Annotated in this window: 20 protein-coding genes; 15 read left to right on the top strand and 5 right to left on the bottom strand. The window is 51.6% G+C overall.

The genetic code is table 11. The annotated features are described in order from the left end of the window. The first annotated feature begins 33 nt into the window (after positions 1–33). From Q3C19_RS05220 to Q3C19_RS05205, 4 genes are all read left to right on the top strand, one after another. On the top strand, positions 34–972 hold the full coding sequence (locus tag Q3C19_RS05220; protein ID WP_302727664.1) for a glycosyltransferase family A protein: 939 nt from the start codon (positions 34–36) through the stop codon (positions 970–972). Between the two features lie 113 nt (positions 973–1,085). Then, positions 1,086–2,927: an ABC transporter ATP-binding protein gene (locus tag Q3C19_RS05215; protein ID WP_071148366.1), complete on the top strand. Its 1,842-nt coding sequence runs from the start codon at positions 1,086–1,088 to the stop codon at positions 2,925–2,927. Positions 2,928–3,063: 136 nt separating this feature from the next. Further along, the gene (locus tag Q3C19_RS05210) at positions 3,064–3,513 is read left to right on the top strand and encodes a DUF6078 family protein (RefSeq protein ID WP_302727662.1); all 450 of its coding nucleotides are present in this window, start codon (positions 3,064–3,066) and stop codon (positions 3,511–3,513) included. Between the two features lie 247 nt (positions 3,514–3,760). After that, entirely contained in the window at positions 3,761–4,453 is a 693-nt protein-coding gene (locus tag Q3C19_RS05205) for a hypothetical protein (RefSeq protein WP_302727660.1), read from the top strand. 7 nt (positions 4,454–4,460) lie between these two features. Here the strand turns inward: Q3C19_RS05205 and Q3C19_RS05200 are convergent, their stop codons facing one another. Beyond that, positions 4,461–5,108, bottom strand: a complete 648-nt coding sequence (locus Q3C19_RS05200; RefSeq protein WP_302727658.1) for a ribonuclease H family protein — start codon at positions 5,106–5,108, stop codon at positions 4,461–4,463. Between the two features lie 192 nt (positions 5,109–5,300). On the opposite strand from Q3C19_RS05200, the gene Q3C19_RS05195 reads away from it, so the two are divergent. The 5 genes from Q3C19_RS05195 (at position 5,301) to Q3C19_RS05175 (ending at position 9,827) form a co-directional block, all read left to right on the top strand. After that, a complete protein-coding gene (locus Q3C19_RS05195; RefSeq protein WP_277120659.1) occupies positions 5,301–5,828 on the top strand; it encodes a shikimate kinase in 528 nt (175 codons plus the stop codon). A gap of 168 nt (positions 5,829–5,996) precedes the next feature. Further along, positions 5,997–7,889, top strand: coding sequence for a biosynthetic arginine decarboxylase (gene speA / locus Q3C19_RS05190; protein ID WP_302727656.1), 1,893 nt, complete (start codon positions 5,997–5,999; stop codon positions 7,887–7,889). A gap of 97 nt (positions 7,890–7,986) precedes the next feature. Then, positions 7,987–8,763: an acetylglutamate kinase gene (gene argB / locus Q3C19_RS05185; RefSeq protein WP_302727654.1), complete on the top strand. Its 777-nt coding sequence runs from the start codon at positions 7,987–7,989 to the stop codon at positions 8,761–8,763. A gap of 82 nt (positions 8,764–8,845) precedes the next feature. Continuing rightward, positions 8,846–9,355 carry an RNA polymerase sigma factor gene (locus tag Q3C19_RS05180; protein ID WP_022164154.1) on the top strand — a complete coding sequence of 170 codons (510 nt, stop codon included), beginning with the start codon at positions 8,846–8,848 and terminating at the stop codon, positions 9,353–9,355. Then, positions 9,345–9,827 (top strand): hypothetical protein, encoded by a 483-nt coding sequence (locus Q3C19_RS05175; RefSeq protein ID WP_277120661.1) that lies wholly within the window; start codon positions 9,345–9,347, stop codon positions 9,825–9,827. The genes Q3C19_RS05180 and Q3C19_RS05175 overlap by 11 nt, the downstream gene beginning before the upstream one ends. Before the next feature lie 396 nt (positions 9,828–10,223). Here the strand turns inward: Q3C19_RS05175 and Q3C19_RS05170 are convergent, their stop codons facing one another. Beyond that, positions 10,224–11,084, bottom strand: a complete 861-nt coding sequence (locus tag Q3C19_RS05170; protein WP_277120662.1) for a head GIN domain-containing protein — start codon at positions 11,082–11,084, stop codon at positions 10,224–10,226. Between the two features lie 325 nt (positions 11,085–11,409). Between Q3C19_RS05170 and Q3C19_RS05165 the strand changes: the two genes are divergently transcribed. Further along, a complete protein-coding gene (locus Q3C19_RS05165; protein WP_302727650.1) occupies positions 11,410–12,129 on the top strand; it encodes a SprT family zinc-dependent metalloprotease in 720 nt (239 codons plus the stop codon). Between the two features lie 10 nt (positions 12,130–12,139). On the opposite strand, the gene Q3C19_RS05160 is transcribed toward Q3C19_RS05165, so the two are convergent. The 3 genes from Q3C19_RS05160 to Q3C19_RS05150 form a co-directional block, all read right to left on the bottom strand. Beyond that, complete coding sequence (locus tag Q3C19_RS05160) at positions 12,140–12,538, bottom strand: hypothetical protein (RefSeq protein ID WP_071148374.1); 399 nt, start codon at positions 12,536–12,538, stop codon at positions 12,140–12,142. Between the two features lie 303 nt (positions 12,539–12,841). Continuing rightward, positions 12,842–13,894, bottom strand: coding sequence for a DUF1593 domain-containing protein (locus tag Q3C19_RS05155; RefSeq protein WP_302727648.1), 1,053 nt, complete (start codon positions 13,892–13,894; stop codon positions 12,842–12,844). 16 nt (positions 13,895–13,910) lie between these two features. Then, complete coding sequence (locus Q3C19_RS05150) at positions 13,911–15,332, bottom strand: DUF1593 domain-containing protein (RefSeq protein ID WP_302727646.1); 1,422 nt, start codon at positions 15,330–15,332, stop codon at positions 13,911–13,913. Between the two features lie 348 nt (positions 15,333–15,680). Between Q3C19_RS05150 and rimP the strand changes: the two genes are divergently transcribed. The 5 genes from rimP (at position 15,681) to sufB (ending at position 22,785) form a co-directional block, all read left to right on the top strand. Further along, positions 15,681–16,148, top strand: a complete 468-nt coding sequence (gene rimP, locus Q3C19_RS05145) for a ribosome assembly cofactor RimP (RefSeq protein ID WP_277120666.1) — start codon at positions 15,681–15,683, stop codon at positions 16,146–16,148. A 5-nt stretch (positions 16,149–16,153) separates the two neighbouring features. Then, positions 16,154–17,425, top strand: coding sequence for a transcription termination factor NusA (gene nusA / locus Q3C19_RS05140; RefSeq protein ID WP_071148378.1), 1,272 nt, complete (start codon positions 16,154–16,156; stop codon positions 17,423–17,425). Between the two features lie 63 nt (positions 17,426–17,488). After that, positions 17,489–20,563 carry a translation initiation factor IF-2 gene (gene infB / locus Q3C19_RS05135; protein ID WP_022161953.1) on the top strand — a complete coding sequence of 1,025 codons (3,075 nt, stop codon included), beginning with the start codon at positions 17,489–17,491 and terminating at the stop codon, positions 20,561–20,563. Between the two features lie 200 nt (positions 20,564–20,763). Further along, the gene (locus Q3C19_RS05130) at positions 20,764–21,294 is read left to right on the top strand and encodes a CvpA family protein (protein WP_022161952.1); all 531 of its coding nucleotides are present in this window, start codon (positions 20,764–20,766) and stop codon (positions 21,292–21,294) included. Between the two features lie 36 nt (positions 21,295–21,330). Beyond that, entirely contained in the window at positions 21,331–22,785 is a 1,455-nt protein-coding gene (gene sufB / locus Q3C19_RS05125) for a Fe-S cluster assembly protein SufB (protein ID WP_287640595.1), read from the top strand. Positions 22,786–22,882: the final 97 nt, after the last annotated feature.

Raw genomic sequence — 22,882 nt, 5'->3', positions numbered from 1 at the left:
GAAGGAATAATGGTGAATGAAACAGTAAAGGGTATGGACAGCAGACTGGCAATTGTGATACCGGCTTATAAAAGTCGTTTCTTGCAGGCTACGTTGGATTCTATCGCGAAGCAAAGTTGCAAGGATTTTGTGGTGTACATCGGTGATGATAACAGCCCGCAGAATCTGGAAGCGATTGTCGGACGCTATCGGAATGAGTTTCCCCTCGTATACCATCGTTTCGAAGAGAATATGGGGCGGAACGATTTGCCCGGTCATTGGGAGCGTTGCATTGCGCTGAGCCGTAATGAACCGTTAATCTGGCTTTTCTCCGACGACGATCTGATGCCCGCTGACGGCGTAGAGCGCATCTTGCAGGCAGCTGCGGTGCATGGTGATACCCGTGTCTTTTTCCGTTTCCCGTTGTCGCTGGTCGATGCCGAAGGCCATTTGTTGCGTAGCAATCCGCCGTTCGATGCGGACTGTATTTCGGGTTATCATTTCCTCTTGGACAAGCTTGGCGGAAAAATATCTTCTGCGGCGTGTGAGTATGTATTCAGCCGCGATGTGTATACTGAGGCAGGTGGCTTTGTGAAGTTTCCGCTGGCTTGGTGTTCGGACGATGCCTCATGGGCTCGTTTTGCCGACCTGGCAGGTGGCATCGTGTCGCTGTACGGACAGCCGGTGTGCTGGCGGAATGCCGAGAACGAGAACATATCCAATTCTATCGTTTACAACAAGGAGAAGGCGAAGGCTACCGCTCTGTTCGTGGACTGGATTGCCAGATATTATCCCGACCGCCGGGACGATGCCGTTTTGCACTGTGCATTGAAGAGTTATATAAAGACCATACTGGTTTGTTCGTTGCGAAGTGTCTTCGACGTGGTAGACCTCTGGGGCATGTGCCGTGCGGTGTGGCAGATTTCTCCGGCTGTAGCTTCCGGCTTGTTTGCAAAATATCTTTTCCGTGCTTTACGCCGTAAGGGGAAGTAGCTGTAAGAGGCCTTGGCGAGTGGTGCGTATAGCCGGCATTCGCTAATATTTCATTCTTGTTGCAGAGGTCGTATTTTTTCTCTACCTTTGTCCCCGTTATTCACTTGATAATTATGCTGAAACAATTTTTTTCTTTGATGAAGCGGTACATCAAACCTTACCGCAAGTATCTGACATGGGCTGTTATCCTGAACTTCGTGTCGCAGTGGCTTAATGTGTTCTCGTTCATGGCCATTATCCCGATTCTGAATATTCTGTTCAAGATAGATGGCAAAGTGTACGAATATCAGCCGATGGATTGGGAACATTTCGATAAGGATGTGCTGGTGAATAATGCTTATTACTGGATCAGCCATTTCGTAGAGACGAACGGTGCTTTCCTGACGCTTGTCATGCTGGGAGGCGTTCTGATATTTATGACACTGCTGAAGACGGCAGGTTACTTCGCTTCATCGGCGGTGATGGTGCCGTTGCGTACGGGTATTGTGCGCGATATCCGCATCGAAGTATATAATAAGGTGCTGAAGCTGCCTCTCAGTTTCTTCTCCGAGGAGCGCAAGGGCGACATCATAGCCCGTATGAGTGCCGATGTGACGGCCGTTGAAAACTCGCTGACGAGTTCGATTGATATGCTTATCCGCAACCCGATAGCCCTTTTGATTTACTTCTTTACCCTGTTCACCGTGAGCTGGCAGATGACGCTCTTCGTCATAGTCATTCTGCCCTTTGCCGGTTGGATTATGGGTGTAGTCAGCCGTAAGCTGAAGCGCCAGTCTTCGGCCGCGCAGGCACAGTGGGGCGACATCATGTCGCAGCTGGACGAAACGTTGGGCGGACTGCGCATTATCAAAGCGTTTATTGCCGAAGAAAAGATGTCGGCACGTTTCACCAAGACGAACGATGAGTTCCGCACGGCCATGAACGAGATGGTTATCCGTCAGAGTTCGGCACACCCGATGAGCGAGTTCCTGGGCACGTGTGTCATTGTTATTGTCCTGTGGTTTGGTGGTGCGCTGATTTTGAATCAGACGTATGCACCGATGGATGCGGCTACCTTTATCTTCTATATGGTGATATTGTATAGCATCATCAATCCGTTGAAAGAATTCTCCAAGGCTTTCTATAACATTCCGTTGGGTCTGGCCAGTATGGACCGTATCGATATGATTCTGAAAGCCGAGAATCCTATCAAGGAACCTGCACAGCCGTTGCCTTTGACCGACTTCGAGGATAAGTTGGAGTTCCGCGACGTCAGCTTCAGCTATACGGAAGGTCGTCCGGTGCTGAAGCACATCAACCTCACCGTGCCCAAGGGCAAGACAATCGCTCTGGTGGGACAGTCCGGTTCGGGAAAGTCGACGATGGTGGACCTGGTGCCACGCTATCACGACATTGCCGAAGGCGCGCTGATAATCGATGGAAAGAATGTGAAGGATGTATCTATCCGCAGCTTGCGTTCGCTGATTGGTAATGTGAACCAGGAGGCTATCCTCTTCAACGATACGTTCTACAACAATATTACGTTCGGTGTGGAGAATGCTACGATGGAGCAGGTGATCGAAGCTGCCAAGATAGCCAACGCTCACGACTTCATTATGGAGACGGAGAAGGGCTATGATACCATGATCGGCGACCGTGGCGGACGCCTTTCCGGCGGACAGCGCCAGCGCATCAGTATTGCCCGTGCCATTCTGAAGAATCCGCCTATCCTGATTCTGGATGAGGCTACTTCGGCCCTCGATACCGAAAGCGAACGTCTGGTGCAGGAGGCTCTGGAGCGCCTGATGAAGTCGCGTACGACGATTGCCATCGCTCACCGTTTGTCGACCATCAAGAATGCCGATGAGATCTGCGTGCTGTACGAAGGCGAAATCGTAGAGCGTGGTACTCACGAAGAACTGATTGCTCTCGACGGATATTACAAGCGACTGAACGATATGCAGTCGCTGAGCTGATACGATGACAAGTTGACGAGGGGACAAGTTGACGAATGGGAGTCTTCTTCTGTTCCTTTCCTTGTTTCCTCGTCCACTTGTCCCCTTGTCCACTTGTCCCCTTGTTAACTCGTCAACTAATACTAACCATACGCCTATGTTAACCGATTTCGATTACACCCTGCTCCCCGAGAATTATACCCTTTGTCTGCACGATGCCTGCCCCCGTGCCAAGGAATGCCTGCGCCGCGCCATAGCCGAAGGTGTTCCGGCAGCTCATATTTCTATCCGCGTCTTCTCGCCTGCTGCCGCCCGGCAGATGGCCGCTGCGGGATGTACGTTTTTCCGTCCCATCCGGACGGTGCGTTATGCACGAGGCATCGAAGCCGTGCTGAAGCAGTTTGAAAAACTGCCTTACCGGGAAGCCCGTATGGCTCGTGCTACCCTGTACGGCTTTTTCGGGCGGAATATGTTCTACCGTATACGCCACGGCGAGCGCTTTGTTTTCCCCGAGGAGCAGGAAAAGATTGCCGCACTCTTCCGTCGGGTTGGTCTGAAGGAAGAGCCGCAGTTCGACGAATATATCGAGCGTTACGACTTGCGCTAGTCACTGCCGCACCATTCCCGACTCTTTTTGCCGGACAACGCCTAAGGTTTTATTCTTTCTCATACCTATGAGAAAGGAATTCTCATGCTTATGAGAACGACATTCTCATATCTATGAGAAAACTATTCTCATGCCTATGAGAAGAGAGAAAACATACTGGAGTGTTGGCGGAAGGCTTAAGGGAGAGGAGATGGAAAGAAGCAGATAGAATTTGTATATTACGGAGGTTAATTAAAAAAACGAAATTATGAAGGATCTGTTCTTACTAAAGTTTATTCGCGTGAATAAGTTGATATCTACTGTCTTAGCTTTGTTGCTGTGTGTCTCGATTGAGGGAGTGGCACAGTCTTTGCTTCCCGATTTCCACAGATATGCCCGTTTTGCCGGGCGCGCTACAGGCTTTGTGGTTAAGACTCCAGACGGATTTGAGGTTGTGCAGCAGGGACAGGATGCCTGTTGGATACCTGAGGAGCGTAAAGCGGGCGGAGTGACACCTTTCTACAACTATATGCTGTTGTCTGACGACGAGGAATGTGTGGCCTTTTATCCGGATGTCTCGGCTTTGACCCTTGCCTGGTTGGGAGGGGCGAAGACTGAACCGGATTACATAAAGCAGGCCGTCGAGTCTGGCACAAGGGAAGGGCTGACGGTGTATGCGGCTTCCGATGCCGACCAGGAATTTGGGGCTGATTCCGTCTGGCTTTTCGAGAAAAACCTGTCCGAAGCCGTGCGTGGCAGATACGCTTATTCGGCCGAGTGGTATGCCATTAAGGACGGACGCCCCTGCCTGTTTCTGATGTGCGTACTGACCGCAGACGGGCTGAAGCGCAAAGAGGTCTATTTCGAACGGCTTTATCGTTCGCTAGGATATAAAAGGAAGTGGACATACAGTCAGGAAGTCTTTGACCGTGAGACTTTGCGTCTGCACACGAAGAAGTAAGACTGCATTACCCTTTCCGCCCAAAGTCCGCCGGAATCTCGCCCCACTGCTCGGTTTCCCATTTCAGTATCGGCGTGGAGTACGTATTTTCGCGCAGCCACTTCTCGGCACGCTCTATCAGTTGGAAGAGGACTTCGGTGCGGGGCTCGCGGGGCAGCTTGGTCTTGCATTGCTTCTGCCGCACCCAGGCGATGGCGTTGCGGCTGTCGCTGTAGATGGGCATGTCTATTCCTTTCTGCTTCAGCAGGGCAAGGCCGTGGACAAGGGCAAGGAATTCGCCGATGTTGTTCGTGCCGTAGACGGGTCCGAAGTGGAACACCTGCTGGCGCGAGGCCACGTGTACGCCGCGGTACTCCATCTGTCCCGGGTTGCCGCTACAGGCAGCGTCGACAGCGAGGCTGTTCTCTATCACCTCCGGCGGCAGTTCTCCTGTGGCTGCGGCAGCTTTTCGTGGCTGTTCTGTACCGGTGGCTTTTTGCCCGATGTAGTCGTAAGGTGAAGATGCGAAAGCCTGTTCGGCTTCCTCCATCGTGTCGAACGACTTGAACCGCGCACCCTCGTATCCGTTGGTCTGAAGCTGGCAGTCTGTCCAGTTGTCGTAGATGCCGGGCGTGACGCCTGCCCATACGACGTAGTATTTCTGTTTCTTTTTCATGCGGCAAAGGTACAAATATTTCTTGTTTTCCCTCTTGTACGTTGCAGAATTGCTTACCTTTGTTAAGTTTTTGAGTTCTTGAGTTTTTAAGTTTATAAGTTTGTAACTTTGTAAGTTAATTCAGCGTGTAAACTCAACCCCCTTAAGAACTCAAAAACTTATAAACTTAAATACTCAAAAACTCAAAATAACATGATACGTATATTCCTGACCGGCTATATGGGTGCCGGAAAGACAACCTTGGGCAAGGCTTTCGCCCGCGAGCTGCATGTACCGTTCATCGACTTGGACTGGTACATCGAGGAACGTTTTCATAAATCCATTCCCGAACTGTTTCGCGAGCGGGGCGAGGACGGCTTCCGCGAACTGGAGCGCTCGATGCTGCACGAAGTAGGCGAGTTCGAGGATGTCGTCATCTCTACCGGCGGCGGTACGCCCTGCTTCTTCGACAACATGGACTACATGAACCGTCAGGGACAGACGGTGCTGCTCGACGTTCATCCCGACATCCTGTTCCGTCGTCTACGTGTGGCTACGCAGCAGCGGCCCATCTTGCAGGGCAAGACCGACGACGAACTGCGCTCGTTCATCGTCAAGGCACTCGGCGAACGCGAACCCCATTACTCGAAGGCCCGTTACCGTTTTGATGGCGGACGGCTGGAAAGCCGGCGTCAGATAGCCGAGTCCGTGCAACAGTTGCGTAACCTGTTGGGGCTATAATCCCTTGTAAATGTGTATTTCTGGGCAAAAGATGCAGGGGGTGTCATATTTATGCTTATTTTTGCACTTCCTAATTGATTGTTGCAGTCCCGCATTCCCTTCCATGCGAAGAAGCAGATGCGGGCGCGTGTATTCATTAATTTTAATCTGTAAATAGAAGACAAGTCGATGAGAAAATGGCGTATTGAAGATTCTGAAGAGCTGTACAACATCACCGGTTGGGGCACTTCGTACTTTGGTATCAACGAAAAGGGACATGTGGTGGTAACGCCGCGCAAGGACGGTGTAGCCGTCGATCTGAAGGAACTGGTAGACGAACTGCAGTTGCGCGATGTGACTGCTCCCATGCTGGTACGTTTTCCCGATATTCTGGACAACCGCATCGAGAAGGTGTCCTGCTGCTTCAAGAAGGCAGCCGAGGAATACGGCTACAAGGGCGAGAACTTTATCATCTATCCCATCAAGGTCAACCAGATGCGACCCGTAGTCGAGGAAATGATCAATCACGGAAAAAAGTTCAACCTTGGACTGGAGGCCGGCTCCAAACCCGAACTGCACGCCGTGATCGGAGTCAATACCGACCCTGACTCGCTGGTAGTGTGCAACGGTTACAAGGACGAAAGCTTCATCGAACTGGCCCTGCTGGCACAGAAGATGGGCAAACGCATCTATCTGGTGGTAGAAAAGCTGAACGAACTGAATCTCATCGCTAAGATGGCCAAACAGCTGAAGGTACGCCCCAACATCGGTATCCGTATCAAACTGGCTTCCAGCGGAAGCGGCAAGTGGGAGGAGAGTGGCGGCGACGCCAGCAAGTTCGGCCTGACTTCGAGTGAATTGCTCGAAGCACTCGACTTCCTCGAAGCACGCGAGATGAAAGACTGCCTGAAGCTGATACACTTCCACATTGGCAGCCAGATCACCAAGATACGCCGCATCAAGAACGCCCTGCGCGAAGCTTCGCAATTCTACGTGCAGTTGCACAAGATGGGCTTCAACATCGAGTTTGTTGATACCGGCGGCGGTATGGGCGTGGACTACGACGGTACCCGCTCTTCGAACAGTGAAAGCTCGGTCAACTACTCCATTCAGGAATACGTGAACGACGTTGTTTCGACCTTTGTCGATGCAGCCGACAAGCACGGTTTCCCTCATCCGAACATCATCACCGAAACCGGACGCAGCCTGACGGCCCACCATTCGGTACTTATCTTCGAGGTGCTCGAAACAGCCTCCCTGCCGCAGATGGACGATGAATGGGAACCGGACGAGAATGCGCACGAACTGGTGAAAGAACTTTATACCATCTGGGACAACCTGAACCAACGCAGCATGCTGGAACCCTGGCACGATGCGCAGCAGATACGCGAGGAGGCACTCGACCTCTTCAGCCACGGCATTGTAGACCTGAACACCCGTGCCCAGATCGAGAAACTGTACTGGAGCATCTGTCGTGAAATCAACTCCATTGCCAGTGGCATGAAGCACTGTCCCGACGAGTTCCGCAAACTGAGCAAACTGCTGGCCGACAAGTATTTCTGCAACTTCTCCCTGTTCCAGTCATTGCCCGACTCGTGGGCCATCGACCAGATGTTCCCCATCATGCCTATCCAGCGTTTGGACGAGAAACCCGACCGCGAAGCTACCATTCAGGACATGACGTGCGACTCGGACGGAAAGATTGCCAACTTTGTCAGCTCGCGCCCCGACGCTACAACCCTGCCGCTCCACTCGCTGCGCAACAACGAGCACTACTACCTGGCCGTCTTCCTGGTAGGAGCTTATCAGGAGATTCTGGGCGACATGCACAATCTGTTCGGCGATACGAATGCCGTACACGTTTCTGTCAACTCCAAGGGATACACCATCGACCAGCTGATTGACGGTGAAACAGTGGCCGAAGTGCTGGACTATGTGCAGTACAATCCCAAGAAACTGGTGCGTAAGCTCGAAACCTGGGTGACACAGTCTGTGAAGGAAGGCCGCATCTCGCTCGAAGAAGGCAAGGAATTCCTGGCCAACTACCGTTCGGGCCTGTACGGATATACCTATTTGGAATAAAAAACTTTTTCACCACAGAGGACACAGCGTTTCACAGAGTTTTTCCCTCTCTGTGTTCTTCTGTGTCCTTTGTGGTGAACTATTTATATAAAGGAATATGAAAGAGAAACTGACACTGATCAAAGTAGGAGGAAAAATAGTAGAAGAGGAAGCCACCCTCCAGGCACTGCTGAGCGACTTTGCCGCCATCGAAGGCCGCAAGGTGCTGGTGCACGGCGGCGGACGTTCGGCAACGAAGCTGGCTGCCCGCCTTGGCATCGAAAGCCAGATGGTGAACGGGCGCCGCATCACCGATGCCGAAACACTGAAGATAGTAACCATGGTCTATGGCGGACTGGTGAACAAGAACATCGTAGCCCGCTTGCAGGCATGCGGTGTCAACGCACTGGGACTGACAGGTGCCGACATGGACGTCATCCGTTCGGTGAAGCGCCCTGTGAAAGACGTGGACTACGGCTTTGTAGGCGATGTGGAACGGGTAGATGCAACCCTGCTGGGCGACCTCATTGCGAAGGGAGTCGTGCCGGTGATGGCACCGCTGACTCACGACGGTTGCGGCAACATGCTCAATACCAACGCCGACACCATTGCCGGCGAGACAGCCAAGGCTCTGGCACAGCTGTTCGACGTCACGCTGGTCTACTGCTTTGAGAAGCGCGGTGTGCTTCGCGACGAGAACGATGACGACAGTGTCATTCCCCAAATCACCCGTGCCGACTTCGAACAGTTAGTGGCCGACGGTGTGGTGCAGGGCGGTATGATTCCCAAGTTGGAGAACGCTTTCGAGGCACTCCGTACAGGTGTGTCGCAGGTCATCATCACGCAAGCATCGGCCATTAATATGCCGGGCGAGGGTACCCGTATCATTCGATAATCGGGAAAAAACATATTTTTTTCAGAAAAAAACAGGGGTCGGCTGTAACTTTCGGCCGACTTAACCGTCAATGTAAATAGAGATGCAAGAAATCAGTTTTCGTAATGACATTCTTCCGCTGAAAGATAAACTCTTCCGACTGGCTCTGCAGATTGTTTTCGACAGGGCCGAGGCTGAGGATGTTGTACAGGAAACGCTGATTCGGGTATGGAACAAGCGCGACGAGTGGACGCAGTTCGGGTCGATAGAGGCATATTGCCTGACAGTAGCCAGAAACCTCGCCATCGACCGCAGCGAAAAGAAAGACGCGCAAACGGTGCAACTGACACCGGAACTGGAGCAGACTCCCGACGCATCGAGCCCCTACGACAGACTGGTGACAAAGGACCGCATGGCACTGGTGCACCGCCTGATCGGCGAACTTCCCGAAAAACAACGGCAAATCATGTTGCTGAGGGATGTAGAGGGAAAAAGTTACAAGGAAATAGCAGCTGCCTTGAACCTGACCGAAGAACAAGTGAAGGTGAACCTGTTCAGGGCGCGGCAGAAGGTAAAACAAAGATTTATAGATATTGATGGTTATGGACTCTGAACATATAGAACAACTCTTGGAGCGCTATTGGAAGTGCGAAACTTCCTTAGAGGAAGAAGCGCAGTTGCGTGCCTACTTCGCCGAAGCGGGCAACATCCCTGCACATCTGCTCCGTTACAAAGACTTGTTTGTGTACCAGCAGCTTCAGCACGATGCCCGTTTGAGCGACGATTTCGACGAGCGCGTACTGGCACAGGTAGAAGTACCGGTAGTCAAGGCACGCCGTATGTCGCTGATGTCGCGCTTTATGCCTCTGTTCAAGGCTGCCGCCGTAGTGGCTGTAGTGCTTTCGCTGGGCAACGTGATGCAGCATTCGTTCTATGACGGTAACGGGGAAATGGCCACAGCCGACACCATCGGCAAACAGATTTCCGCTCCGTCGGTAGCTCTTTCGGAGGAGACGCCGGCAACTCACGAGCAGCAGATTCTTGACAGTCTGCAGCGGGTGGAGAAGCAGGAACTGAAGAAGTAGAGTTTTTAATTTGCTTTTAAAATAACATTTTCATTTGCTTTATATATATAAATAGTTAGTGTGCTTTATTAAAAACGGAAATTTAGAAGCTGTGAAGTTTCAATTCTCTCAAAATTCTTATAGAAACTAACTAAGATAAATGGGACGCCGCGTGATGCAGCGTCCCTTTTATTTTTTCCGGACGGGCAGAAACGGCAAAGGCTTCCTCGCGGAAGCCTTTTTGCCTGTATTGGGAAGGGTGCTCTTATTCGGGTATTTGCCACAGATTGCCTGTGCTGTCGCGGAGTTTCCGGTCGGATTCTCCGCATTGTGTCTGAGATATTTCTGTGCAGGTTTGTTCAGTCTGTGGCGGCAGCTGGTGCGCACCCTTCGGAAAGAGAGAATTTATATTTGCTGTTAGAGTTTATATATGCCTTTCTTTTCAAGATCCAGTTGCGGATTGCCTTTATAGCCGATGCCTCCGCTGCCGGCAGTGCGTGCTTTCAGGTATTCGGTGGCATGGCAGCGGATGTCGCCCGAGCCGCTGACCTGTGCCGACACGCTGCGGGCACGAAGATTGGAAACATTCAGGTCGCCCGAACCTGCCACGCTGTATTCGGCATTGTCCACGCTTCCTGCGATGGTGACGGTACCCGATCCTGCTACCGAGGCATTGGCACTGGTGGCTTGGGCATCTTTTATGGTCATGTCGCCCGATCCGGCTACCGAAACCTCAAGTCGGTTGCAGCGCAGGGCGTTGGCATCGATGTCGCCCGATCCGGCTATGGTAATGCTACAGATGTTTTCGCAGGCGATGGTGTGGGGGCTCTTGATGTCGGCCGAACCTGCCACGCTTATTCCGAAGTCGTCGGTCTTTATTCCGTTGACCAGGTTAATGTCGGCCGAACCGGCTACGCTGATCTTGTTCAGGTCGGGCGAGGTGACACGCACTTCGAGCTTGTTATAAGATATGTTGTAGCCCTTCTTGAAGCCGATGTGCAGAGTGTTGTCCTTAACGTGGATGTCGAGCAGTTCGACGATGTTGTCCGAGGTATAGACTTCTACTTTCGGTTTGCCGGACTTCTGGGTATAAGTCACGTCGGAACTTCCGCTGACGCTTATCTTCTTGAAATTGCCGGTACGGATTTCTTTGGTCACATAGTTATTGCTACCTTTGACGCGTTTGCCGTTTCCGAAACCGTAGTTTCCGGAGAAAGAACAAGCTTGTGTGCTGATGGCCATTATGAAGACCAGAAGGATAGATGTTATTCGTTTCATATCTTTTGTTTTTAAGTATTTCGTTTATCTGTTAGACGTAGAGCCCTGTTGAAAAGTTGCACGGTTGGCGATGTTTTTTTCAAAAAAGTTTCGTCGGTATGTGTAGGACAATTCCTGTGCCAAAAGTCTAATCGGCTGATTTGCAACAAATATCAAGAATCATCTTCTGTTCGGAAACGGACAGTTGTCCGCTTTTGCGTACTGTCTTGCGGGTGGATTGTCCGGTGGAGACGGGATGTTTGCGGGGCGGGCGACAGAGTTTGATGGAGGTTTTGTTGGTGGTTTCGGGGAATCTTTGTTCTTTTGCCTGATTAAAAACGCTGATATGACGAACCCTTATGTGATAGACGACGAACAGCTGGGGCCGCTGCTGGTGCGTGCCGATGCCCGTGCACGGCGGCTGACGTTCCGCACGAAGCCCGATGGCATACACGTGACGGTGCCGCCCGGTACGCCGCTTGCCGAGGTGAAACGCGCCATCGAGCAGTTGCGTCCCCGCCTGCTGGCGGCCCGGCAGAAACTGGCGCGTCCGCTGATCGACCTGAATTTCCGAATTGATGCCGATTACTTCCGGCTGACGTTGGTGCCCGGTAGGCAGGAACGTTTCCTGTCCCGTTCTGGCGTGGGCGAGATGCAGATTGTCTGTCCGCCGGATGCCGACTTTGCCGACGAGGCGTTGCAGGCATGGCTGCGCAAGGTGATAGACGAAGCGTTGCGACGGAATGCGAAAGTGGTGCTTCCGCCTCGTTTGCAGCAGCTTGCCGCACGGAACGGGCTGACGTACAGCAGTGTGAAGATCAATTCGAGTTGCGGACGGTGGGGGAGTTGTTCGGCGCGGGGCAGCATCCACCTTTCCTTTTATCTGTTGCTCCTGCCGCGCCATCTGGTAGACTATGTGCTGCTGCACGAACTGGCTCATACGCGCGAGATGAACCACGGCCCCCGTTTCTGGGCCTTGCTGGACAGGATGACTGACGGACGGGCGCTGGCCTTGCGTCAGGAACTGCGGCAATTCCGCACGGGGCTTTGCGGCCTTGGCCAGTAGGGCGGGCGGTTTACTCCTGTGACAGCAGTTTCACTTCTTCTCCTTCTTTTTCGAAGTGGTAGTCGCCGCCTTTTTCACTCAGTTCGAACAGGGAGAGTTTGTCGGTAGCATTGTCTACAATCATCAGGGCACTTTGCTCGCTGAAGCGCTTGACGGACAGGCTGAACGGCTCGGTGTCGATGGTGCGGCGTTCGAGCAGGCTGTCGTTTATCAGGATGGAGACGGAGTCGCCGGCAAATCCGCGTACCAGGGTGATGTTGTAGGTTTCGGCAAAGTAGCGTTCGCCTTCTTTCTCGCGTTGCAGGCGCATGCTCATGTAGACGAATATCACGACTACCAGGATGACGGCGAAGGCCAGAATGCCGTTGCCTATCATGAATTGCTTGTTGGTGTTCAGACGGTGTGTCATGGTTTGGATGTGTTTAGAGATAATTCTTCGCAAAGATAATTCATTTTTCGGTTTCCCCGTCGTTCCGGTCACGAAAAACATGTGGCTGGCTTGTAGCTGAATGGCGAAGGAGGCGGATGCGGAAAGTATATCGGAAGGCATTGTTTTTACCAGAAAAAGCACTCTGTTTTTCAGGTAGTTGTAGGACACTTGTGTGGCTCGCGAGCGACACTTGCACGGCTCGCGAGCCACACAAGTGTTTCTCATGAGCCACACAAGCGTTGCTCGCGGGCAATGTTTGTGTGCTATGCAGTGCGCAGCAGTTTACTTGGCAGGCGGCAGCATCCAGTCGGCACGCTTGGCGAAGTCTGCCTGAAACTGCGCGCGCCATTGGTAGACGGCCTTTCCGCCTTCGGGTGAGTCGAACCAGTGCTTCTTGTCCGCGTCGGGACGGATGAACCGGCCTCCCCAGCTGGGCTGGTCGGGCTTTTCGGCATCGCTGATGCCTAGGGCGGCGCTTACGAGGTAGAGGTACGAGGGCGAGTCGCCTTCCCACACACCGGGCGTGTCGGGATAGAAGCCGCTTTCGGGGTAGGCCATACCCAGCAGTCCGTGGCCGCGGCGGATGTGCTGGTTCACCCACTTCAGGTCGGCCACCGACGGGTCGGAGCCTACGGCGTTCCAGAACATGCCCATGTAGTTCTGGCGCGACATGATGGTGAACAGGCGGGGGAATGTGTCGAGCAGCCATTGTCCCGAGCCGTCTTGCAGGGCTATCATGTAGACGCGTACTTTGGCCATCAGGCGTTCGGCTTCGGCACGGGGACGGGTCTGCTGTATTTTCCACAGGGCCTGGGCCAGGTCGGCTGTTCCTCCCCAGACGCAGAACCACACGGGGCGTGCGTCGGGTTCTTCCAGCAGGCGGATAATCTGTTCGGATGCCTCGCTGTCGCAATCTTTTCCTACGATTTCATCAGCCTTTTTACCCCACGTGCCCGAGCGTCCCTGCCACGTCACCCGGCGCAGGGCGTCGGCTGTCGGGTAGCGGTTGTCGTGCCGTTGCAGGTTGGGCTGTACGGCTTCGTACAGGTAGAGCATATCCAGCAGATTCTGTTTGTTGGCCACGTTGGCAAAGGTGCCCGAAGTGGCGATGAGGCCCTCTACATCGAATTCGTTGGTGTAGAGTAGGAAGCGGACCATCGACTGTACGTCGTCCGAGTCGCTCCGGCGGTCGGGGGCGCCGAATCCCATTCCGCCGGGCACTACGTCCACCGGAGGGAAGTCGGACATGATGACTACACGCAGGCGCGGTGCTGCCTGCAACAGGCTGCCCGCAACGAGCAGCAGAAGAAAGGCGAGGGATAGTTTTTTTCTCATGAGTTATAGGGTGTTGTTAGGGGTTGACGGTTATGATTACTCTGCGGTAGCCCTTCAGTGCGGGCTGTCCGTCGTCGGTCACTTCGCAGATGACGTGAAGGGCCTTTCCGGCTGCGTCGGCAGGCACGGTGAGGGTGGCACGGGCCGCGTCGGCATGCTCTATCTCCGGCGTACCGGCATAGGTTCCGGCTTCGGGCAGTATCCACCAGTGGTAGCTGAGGCGGTCGCCGTCGGGGTCGGACGATTTCGAGGCATCCAGTTGGATGGTTTCTCCGGCACGGGCTTTAAGGCTGACGGCATCCAGCCCTTTCTGTCGGTTGACTATCACGACGGGGTTGCGGTTGCCTTTCCCTTGGGCAACCCAGTCCATGCGGGCGGCGAAGTTGGCAAAGATAGCGGGGTAGAAGTAATTTTCGTACTTCTGCGATATTTTCTTCACTTCGGGCTGGTGGTTGGTGTAGCAGCTGGTTTCGCCGTCGGGACTCAGTCCCCACTCGAAGTAGCCGCCCCAGCCCGCTTCGTTGAAGACGGCGGGGTTGTTCAGTCCGTTGGGCATTAGGTGCAGGTAGGAGGGTGTGTCACCTTCTACACCGTATTTGTTCTTGGGGTAGATGCGGCCCAGGTGTCCGTGGCCCTGTATATGGGTGGCGTATTCGCCCCAGCGGCTGCTGCCCAGTCCGCATTGCGAGAGCCAGGCGCTTTCGTCCCAGATGAAACGCAGCGATTTGCCGCACGTCTGGCGCATCCAGTAGTGCGAGCTGTACTTGTGGTTGTCGCGGTCGCCCCAGGACACGTCCTGGTCGGTGATGGTGTAGACGTAGAGTTTGTCCAGGAAGGCTTTCAGTTGCTCTTCCGTCCGTTCGCGTTGCACTTTCCAGATGGCTTGTGCCAGGGTGTTGGCTCCACCCCAGGCGGCAATCCACAGCGGGCGGTCGTCGTCCTCGTCGGCCAGCTGAATCAGGAAGTCGCTGCCGCGCGAGTTGTTCTTTTCTCCCAGTTTGTCTTTGCCCAGTTCCAGGCTGCCCGCCATCACCCTGCTGCGCAGATAGTCGGCGCTGGGCCAATAGCCAAGCTGCTGTTGGCGGTTCTCTTTTTTCAGGGGCAGGAATCCGCTCTGTGCCGAGCGTTTCATCAGGTTGGGCAAGTCTTTCTGGTAAGCGTCGATAACGGTGTTGATGCTGTCCATCCAGCTGGTGGGGTAGGGGCCGCCGCTGCTGTTCCATCCGCTGGTGGCGATGATGGCTTCAATTTCATACAAGTCGGCATGTACCAGCAGACGGATGAGCGACTCCATGTCGTCGGGCTCCACATTGGCGGGAGCGATGTCGGTCAGTACTACCAGACGTGGTTTCAGCTGTTTGTTTTGTGCTTTCGCCGGATTTGTGCAGAGGCAACTTCCTGCAAGCAGAATAAGCAGTGTTCTGAGTAAAGTTTTCATGATACGTGATGTGTTTTAGTTAACTTCGCAAAGTTACGTTGGAAATTTCATTTAAATTGCCTCTTTTGAGGAAGAAATTGAGCGAATTCCGAGATTTGGGCAGGTTAAATAGGGAGAAAAGCCATATATTACGTTTGGAAAGAACCTACCGGATATGAAATAAAAATTTGAAATGCGCATGATTGAGTGCAGGAGAAACCCCTATGCGCCGCACAGCTTGTTTCTGTTGCGTAATTTTTTCGTTCTAATATTTTGCAGGCGAGCAGATTATTTATATCTTTGCACCGGAAACGGATGAAAGGTGGAGGGGCAATCAAGCTCCTCTTTTTTGTTCTTATTAGTTAATCTATGATAGAAAAGAAAACTGTTTGTCAGATTGTTGATGAGTGGCTGGAAGGAAAAGACTACTTCCTGGTCGATGTGACCATCAGCCCGGATGATAAAATCGTGGTAGAAATAGACCACAAAGACGGTGTTTGGATTGAAGACTGTGTGGAACTGAGCCGCTACATTGAGTCCAAGCTGAATCGAGAAGAAGAAGACTACGAGCTGGAAGTAGGCTCGGCAGGTATCGGGCAACCTTTCAAGGTGCTGCAACAATACCTCTGCCACATCGGCAGCGAAGTCGAAGTGCTTACCTGCGACGGGCGTAAACTGCACGGAGTGCTGAAGGATGCCGACGAACAACGCTTCATCGTGACTGTACAGAAGAAGGTGAAAGAAGAAGGTGCCAAACGTCCTAAGATGGTAGACGAAGACCTGACCTTTGCATACGAAGAAATAAAATATACTAAATACTTAATCAGTTTTAAATAAGACTTATGGCCAAGAAAGAAGAAACTGTCAGCTTGATAGACACATTTTCGGAATTTAAGGAACTGAAGAATATAGACCGTACCACGATGGTGAGCGTGCTGGAAGAGTCGTTCCGCAGCGTCATTGCAAAGATGTTTGGTACCGACGAGAATTACGACGTAATCGTGAATCCCGACAAGGGTGACTTCGAAATATGGCGTAACCGTGAAGTGGTGGCCGACGAAGACCTGGAGAACCCCAACCTGCAAATCTCGCTGAGCGAGGCACAGAAGATAGATGCTTCGTACGAGGTGGGCGAGGAAGTGACCGACGAAGTGAACTTTGCCAAGTTCGGACGCCGTGCCATCCTGAATCTGCGCCAGACACTGGCTTCCAAGATACTGGAACTTGAAAAGGACAGCCTTTACAACAAGTATATCGACAAGGTAGGCACCATTGTCAATGCAGAAGTATATCAGATCTGGAAGAAAGAAATCCTGCTGCTCGACGACGAAGGAAACGAACTGCTGTTACCCAAGACCGAGCAGATTCCGAGCGACTTCTACCGTAAAGGTGAGACGGCCCGTGCCGTGGTAGCCCGTGTGGACAACAAGAACAACAATCCGAAAATCATTCTGAGCCGTACGTCGCCCGTCTTCCTGCAACGTTTGCTCGAAATGGAAGTGCCCGAGATCAACGACGGTCTGATCACCGTCAAGAAGATTGCACGCATTCCCGGCGAACGTGCCAAGATTGCCGTAGAAAGCTACGACGATCGCATCGACCCCGTAGGAGCCTGCGTCGGTGTGAAGGGAAGCCGTATTCACGGTATCGTACGCGAGCTGCGTAACGAGAACATTGATGTGATCAATTATACATCCAACATACAACTCTTTATCCAACGTGCCCTCAGCCCTGCACACATTTCGTCCATACGTCTGAACGAAGAAGAACGCAAGGCCGAAGTCTTCCTGAAACCCGAAGAAGTGTCATTGGCCATCGGTAAGGGAGGTTTGAACATCAAGTTGGCCAGCATGTTGACAGAATACACCATCGACGTCTTCCGTGAACTGGATGACAGTGCCGTTGAGGACGAAGATATCTATCTCGACGAGTTCCGCGACGAAATAGACGGATGGGTGATAGACGCCATCAAGTCTATCGGTATAGATACTGCCAAGGCAGTGCTCAACGCGCCCCGTGAAATGCTGATCGAAAAGACCGATTTGGAAGAAGAAACGGTGGACGATGTATTACGTATTTTGAAACAGGAGTTTGAAGACGACAACAATGAGTAAGTCCGGGCGAACAGCATGACTTACCCCACTTCTTTCTCCACTATTATTCATTAAAATTAAAGTATGACGATTAGGTTAAATAAAGTAACAAGAGATTTGAATGTAGGAATTACGACGGCTGTCGAATTCCTGCAAAAGAAAGGGTTTACCGTGGAGGCAAATCCTAACACGAAGATTACGGATGAACAGTTCGAAATGCTCAAGAAAGAGTTCAGTACAGACAAGGATCTCAAGATGAAGTCTGAACGTTTCAGCCAGGTGCGTCAGAACAAGGAGCGTAATAAGGCTTCTGTATCGATCGACGGATACGAAACGGAAACTCAGGAGAAAACGAAGTCAGAAGAAATCAGAACTGTGATTCCGGAAGATATACGCCCGAAGTTCAAGCCAGTAGGTAAGATCGACCTTGACAAGCTGAACCGTCGTCCGGTAGTGGAGAAAGAGGAAGAAGTACATAATACGCAAATGGAGAAGAGTACCGAGGAAAAAAACGTGGAAACAATAGAGAAAGTAGAAGAAGTGGCCACCAATGTACAGGCTGAACAGGAGACAACTGTAACGGCTGATGAATCCGATAAACAAGTAGAAGAGTCACAGCCCGAGCCGCAGGCACAGGTTGTTTCTTCGCAGCCCGAGCAGACCTTGGTACAGGATGCCGCAGCTGCCGACAGTCAGGAAGACGTAGTGTCTGCCAGTCAGCAAGCCGAACCAGCAGAAGAACCTCTTCAGGAAAATGCGTCTGCATCGGACGAGGCAGATGGAGCAGAACCTGAAGCTGAGCATACGGAAGAAACGAAGAAATCGGGCGAGGAGGAAATCTTCAAGATTCGCCAGCCGGAGTTCGTTTCGAAAATCAATGTCATAGGCCAAATCGACCTGGCTGCTTTGAACCAGTCTACACGCCCCAAGAAGAAATCGAAGGAAGAAAAGAAACGCGAGCGTGAAGAGAAGGAAAAGCAGCGCATGGATCAGCGCAAGCAGATGAAAGAAGCCATCATTAAGGAAATCCGTCGGGAAGACAGCAAGATGAAGGACATCAACGATGGAGACTTGGGCGGCAAGAAGAAACGCGTGCGCATCAATAAGGAAAAAGTAGATATCAATAATGCTTCCAACTTCCAGCGTGGAGGAAACGACCGTCAGAAAGGTGGTAACCCGATGGCGGGAGTGCCCGGACAGCCAGGTAGCGGAAAGAAGAATAAGGATCGCTTCAAGAAGCCTGTAGTAAAACAGGAGGTAAGCGAAGAAGATGTTGCTAAGCAAGTAAAAGAAACGTTGGCACGTCTTACAGCCAAGGGTAAGAGTAAGGGAGCCAAGTATCGTAAAGAGAAACGTGAACAGGCGGCCGACCGTATGCACGAACTCGAAAATCAGGAAATGGCCGATAGCAAAGTACTGAAGCTGACGGAGTTCGTAACAGCTAACGAATTGGCAAGCATGATGGACGTACCTGTGACACAGGTAATCGGAACTTGCATGAGCATCGGTATTATGGTATCTATCAATCAGCGTCTCGATGCCGAGACTATCAACCTGGTAGCCGAGGAGTTTGGCTTTAAGACCGAGTATGTCAGTGCCGAAGTGGCTCAGGCCATTGTCGAAGAAGCTGATGCAGAAGAAGACTTGCAGCCTCGTGCCCCGATTGTTACTGTGATGGGTCACGTAGACCATGGTAAGACATCGTTGCTCGACTATATCCGTAAGGCTAACGTTATTGCCGGTGAGGCGGGTGGTATCACGCAGCACATCGGTGCATACAATGTGAAGCTGGAAGACGGACGCCGGATTACATTCCTCGATACACCAGGTCACGAAGCCTTTACTGCCATGCGTGCCCGTGGTGCCAAGGTAACAGACGTTGTTATCATCATCGTGGCAGCCGACGACAATGTGATGCCGCAGACCAAAGAAGCTATCAATCATGCCATGGCTGCCGGTGTGCCCATTGTTTTTGCCATCAACAAGATTGATAAACCGACTGCCAACCCCGATAAGATTAAGGAAGAATTGGCAAGTATGAACTTTCTCGTTGAAGAATGGGGTGGTAAATATCAGTCACAGGATATATCGGCAAAGAAGGGTATTGGTGTTCCCGAATTGCTTGAAAAAGTATTGCTTGAAGCCGAAATGCTTGATCTGAAGGCTAATCCTAATCGGAAGGCAACAGGTTCTATCATTGAGTCTTCACTTGATAAAGGTCGCGGTTATGTGGCAACAGTGCTCGTTTCGAACGGTACCTTGAAAGTGGGTGATATCGTGTTGGCCGGAACCAACTATGGTAAGGTGAAAGCCATGTTCAACGAACGTAACCAGCGTATGAAAGAAGCCGGTCCGGCTGAACCCGCTCTGATCCTGGGCCTGAACGGTGCGCCGGCTGCAGGTGATACGTTCCACGTAATTGAAACCGAACAGGAAGCACGCGAAATTGCCAACAAACGTGAACAGTTGCAGCGCGAACAGGGATTGCGTACACAGAAGATGCTGACACTGGACGAAGTAGGACGTCGTTTGGCTTTGGGCGACTTCCACGAACTGAACATTATTGTGAAGGGCGACGTGGACGGATCTGTCGAAGCTTTGAGCGACTCTCTTATCAAGCTGTCTACCGAGCAGATTCAGGTTAACGTTATTCACAAGGGTGTGGGACAGATTTCCGAATCCGATGTTTCGCTGGCCGCCGCTTCCGATGCTATTATTGTCGGCTTCCAGGTACGTCCGTCTAACTCGGCAGCCAAGTTGGCCGAGCAGGAAGGTGTAGATATCCGCAAGTATTCTGTGATCTACGACGCTATTGAGGAAGTGAAGTCTGCTATGGAAGGTATGCTTGCTCCGACTGTGAAGGAACAGGTAACTGCAACCATCGAAGTACGCGAAGTATTCAACATCAGCAAGGTTGGTATGGTAGCTGGTGCCATGGTGAAGACCGGAAAGGTGAAACGAACCGACAAGGCACGCCTTATTCGCGATGGTATTGTAATCTTTAGCGGAAACATCAATGCACTGAAACGCTTCAAGGACGATGTGAAGGAAGTAGGTACTAACTTCGAGTGTGGTATCAGCTTGACCAACTGCAACGACATCAAGGTGGGCGATATCATCGAAACCTATGAAGAAGTAGAAGTAAAGCAGACATTGTAATTTGAATAGTTGATTCTTCAGCCGCAGCTAACGCGGATGACATAGATTTTGTGCTGCACGAATGATTCGTGTTGTCATACCGCAAGGGAAAGTGAAATCTGCGTTGTCGGTGTTGCCTGCGGCTGAAGTTTATATAATAAATAAGGTAATGCCGAAACAGAAGAATACTTTTGGCCATAGCCTTGCAAATAGAGAGAAGCATGACAACGATTGATATCATCATACTTGTTATTGTAGGTATCGGGGCAGTGCTGGGATTTATCAAAGGTTTTATAAAACAGCTGGCATCTCTGCTTGGACTGATTGTGGGACTATTGGCTGCTAAAGCCCTGTATGCTTCGGTGGCCGAAAAGCTATGTCCTGCCCTGACCGATTCCATGACGTTTGCACAAATACTGGCTTTTGTCCTGATCTGGATTGCGGTACCTTTGGCTTTTACGCTGATAGCCGCTTTGCTGACTAAAGCCATGGAGGCTGTTTCCTTGGGTTGGGTGAACCGTTGGCTGGGCTCGGGGCTTGGCGCATTGAAGTATCTTCTGCTGGTCAGTCTGCTGATTGGTGTACTCGAATTCATCGATTCCGATAATTCACTGATTGATAAAACAAAAAAGAAAGAATCGGTGTTATATTATCCCATGGAATCGTTTGCCGGCATCTTCTTTCCTGTGGCAAAAACAGTTGCAGAAGAATTTGTAAACGGTGATTTGGACAAACTTTCGGTTGACTTATAGTATAGTGATTCATAAATAATTCATTGATTTTATATTGTGATGCAAGAAGAACCCAATAAATATGTCAAGGAACTCACGCAGGAGAAGTACAAATATGGCTTCACCACCGACGTGCATACCGATGTCATCGAGAAGGGCTTGAACGAAGACGTTATCCGTCTTATCTCCCAAAAGAAGGGTGAGCCCGACTGGATGCTGGAGTTCCGCCTGAAGGCTTACCGCCACTGGCTGACACTGGAGATGCCCACATGGGCTCACCTCCGCATTCCCGAGATTGACTATCAGTCCATCTCTTACTATGCCGACCCGACTAAGAAGAAGGAAGGCCCCAAGAGTATGGACGAAGTGGATCCTGAACTGATCAAAACCTTCAATAAACTGGGTATTCCCTTGGAGGAGCAGATGGCACTGAGTGGCATGGCCGTGGATGCCGTGATGGACTCCGTCTCTGTAAAGACTACTTTCAAGGAAACACTGATGGAGAAAGGCATCATCTTTTGCTCGATGAGTGAAGCCATCCGCGAACATCCTGATCTGGTGCAGAAGTACTTGGGCTCGGTTGTTCCTTACCGCGACAATTTCTTTGCTGCGCTTAACTCCGCTGTTTTCTCCGACGGATCGTTTGTTTACATCCCCAAAGGTGTGCGTTGCCCCATGGAGCTGTCCACCTACTTCCGCATCAATGCGCAAGGTACAGGGCAGTTTGAACGTACACTGATTGTGGCCGATGACGATGCTTACGTTTCCTATCTGGAAGGTTGTACGGCTCCGATGCGTGACGAGAACCAGCTTCATGCCGCCATCGTGGAGATTGTGGTACACGACCGTGCCGAGGTGAAGTACAGCACTGTGCAGAACTGGTATCCCGGCGATGCCGAAGGCAAGGGTGGTGTTTATAACTTTGTCACCAAACGCGGCATCTGTAAGGGTGTGAACAGTAAACTGTCGTGGACGCAGGTCGAGACGGGTAGTGCTATAACCTGGAAGTATCCTTCGTGCATCCTGGCAGGCGACAATTCCGTGGCCGAGTTCTACAGCGTAGCCGTGACCAATAACTACCAGCAGGCCGATACAGGTACGAAGATGATACACATCGGTAAGAATACCCGTTCGACTATTGTCAGCAAGGGTATTTCGGCCGGACGGAGCGAGAATTCATACCGTGGTTTGGTTCGTGTCAGCCCCAAGGCTGACAATGCCCGTAACTACAGCCAGTGCGACTCGTTGCTGCTGGGCGACAAGTGCGGTGCACATACTTTCCCCTACATGGACATTCACAACGAAACAGCGGTAGTAGAACACGAAGCTACCACCAGCAAAATCAGTGAAGACCAGATATTCTATTGCAACCAGCGCGGCATTTCGAGCGAAGACGCCGTGGGGCTTATCGTCAATGGTTATGCCAAGGAAGTGCTCAACAAGTTGCCTATGGAGTTTGCCGTCGAGGCTCAGAAACTGCTGAGCATCTCGCTGGAAGGCAGTGTGGGATAAATGATGAACGAACAATGCAGAATTAAGAATCAAATTGAATGAGGAAGTCGGGATGAGGAAAAAGTAATTCTTCGTTCTTCATTCTTCATTCTTAATT

The sequence above is a fragment of the Bacteroides sp. ET489 genome, assembly GCF_030518095.1.
In the GTDB taxonomy this organism is placed as follows: Bacteria; Bacteroidota; Bacteroidia; order Bacteroidales; family Bacteroidaceae; genus Bacteroides; species Bacteroides ndongoniae.
Note: the sequence above shows the minus strand (reverse complement) of the source record. Positions and strands in the feature narration are given on the sequence as shown.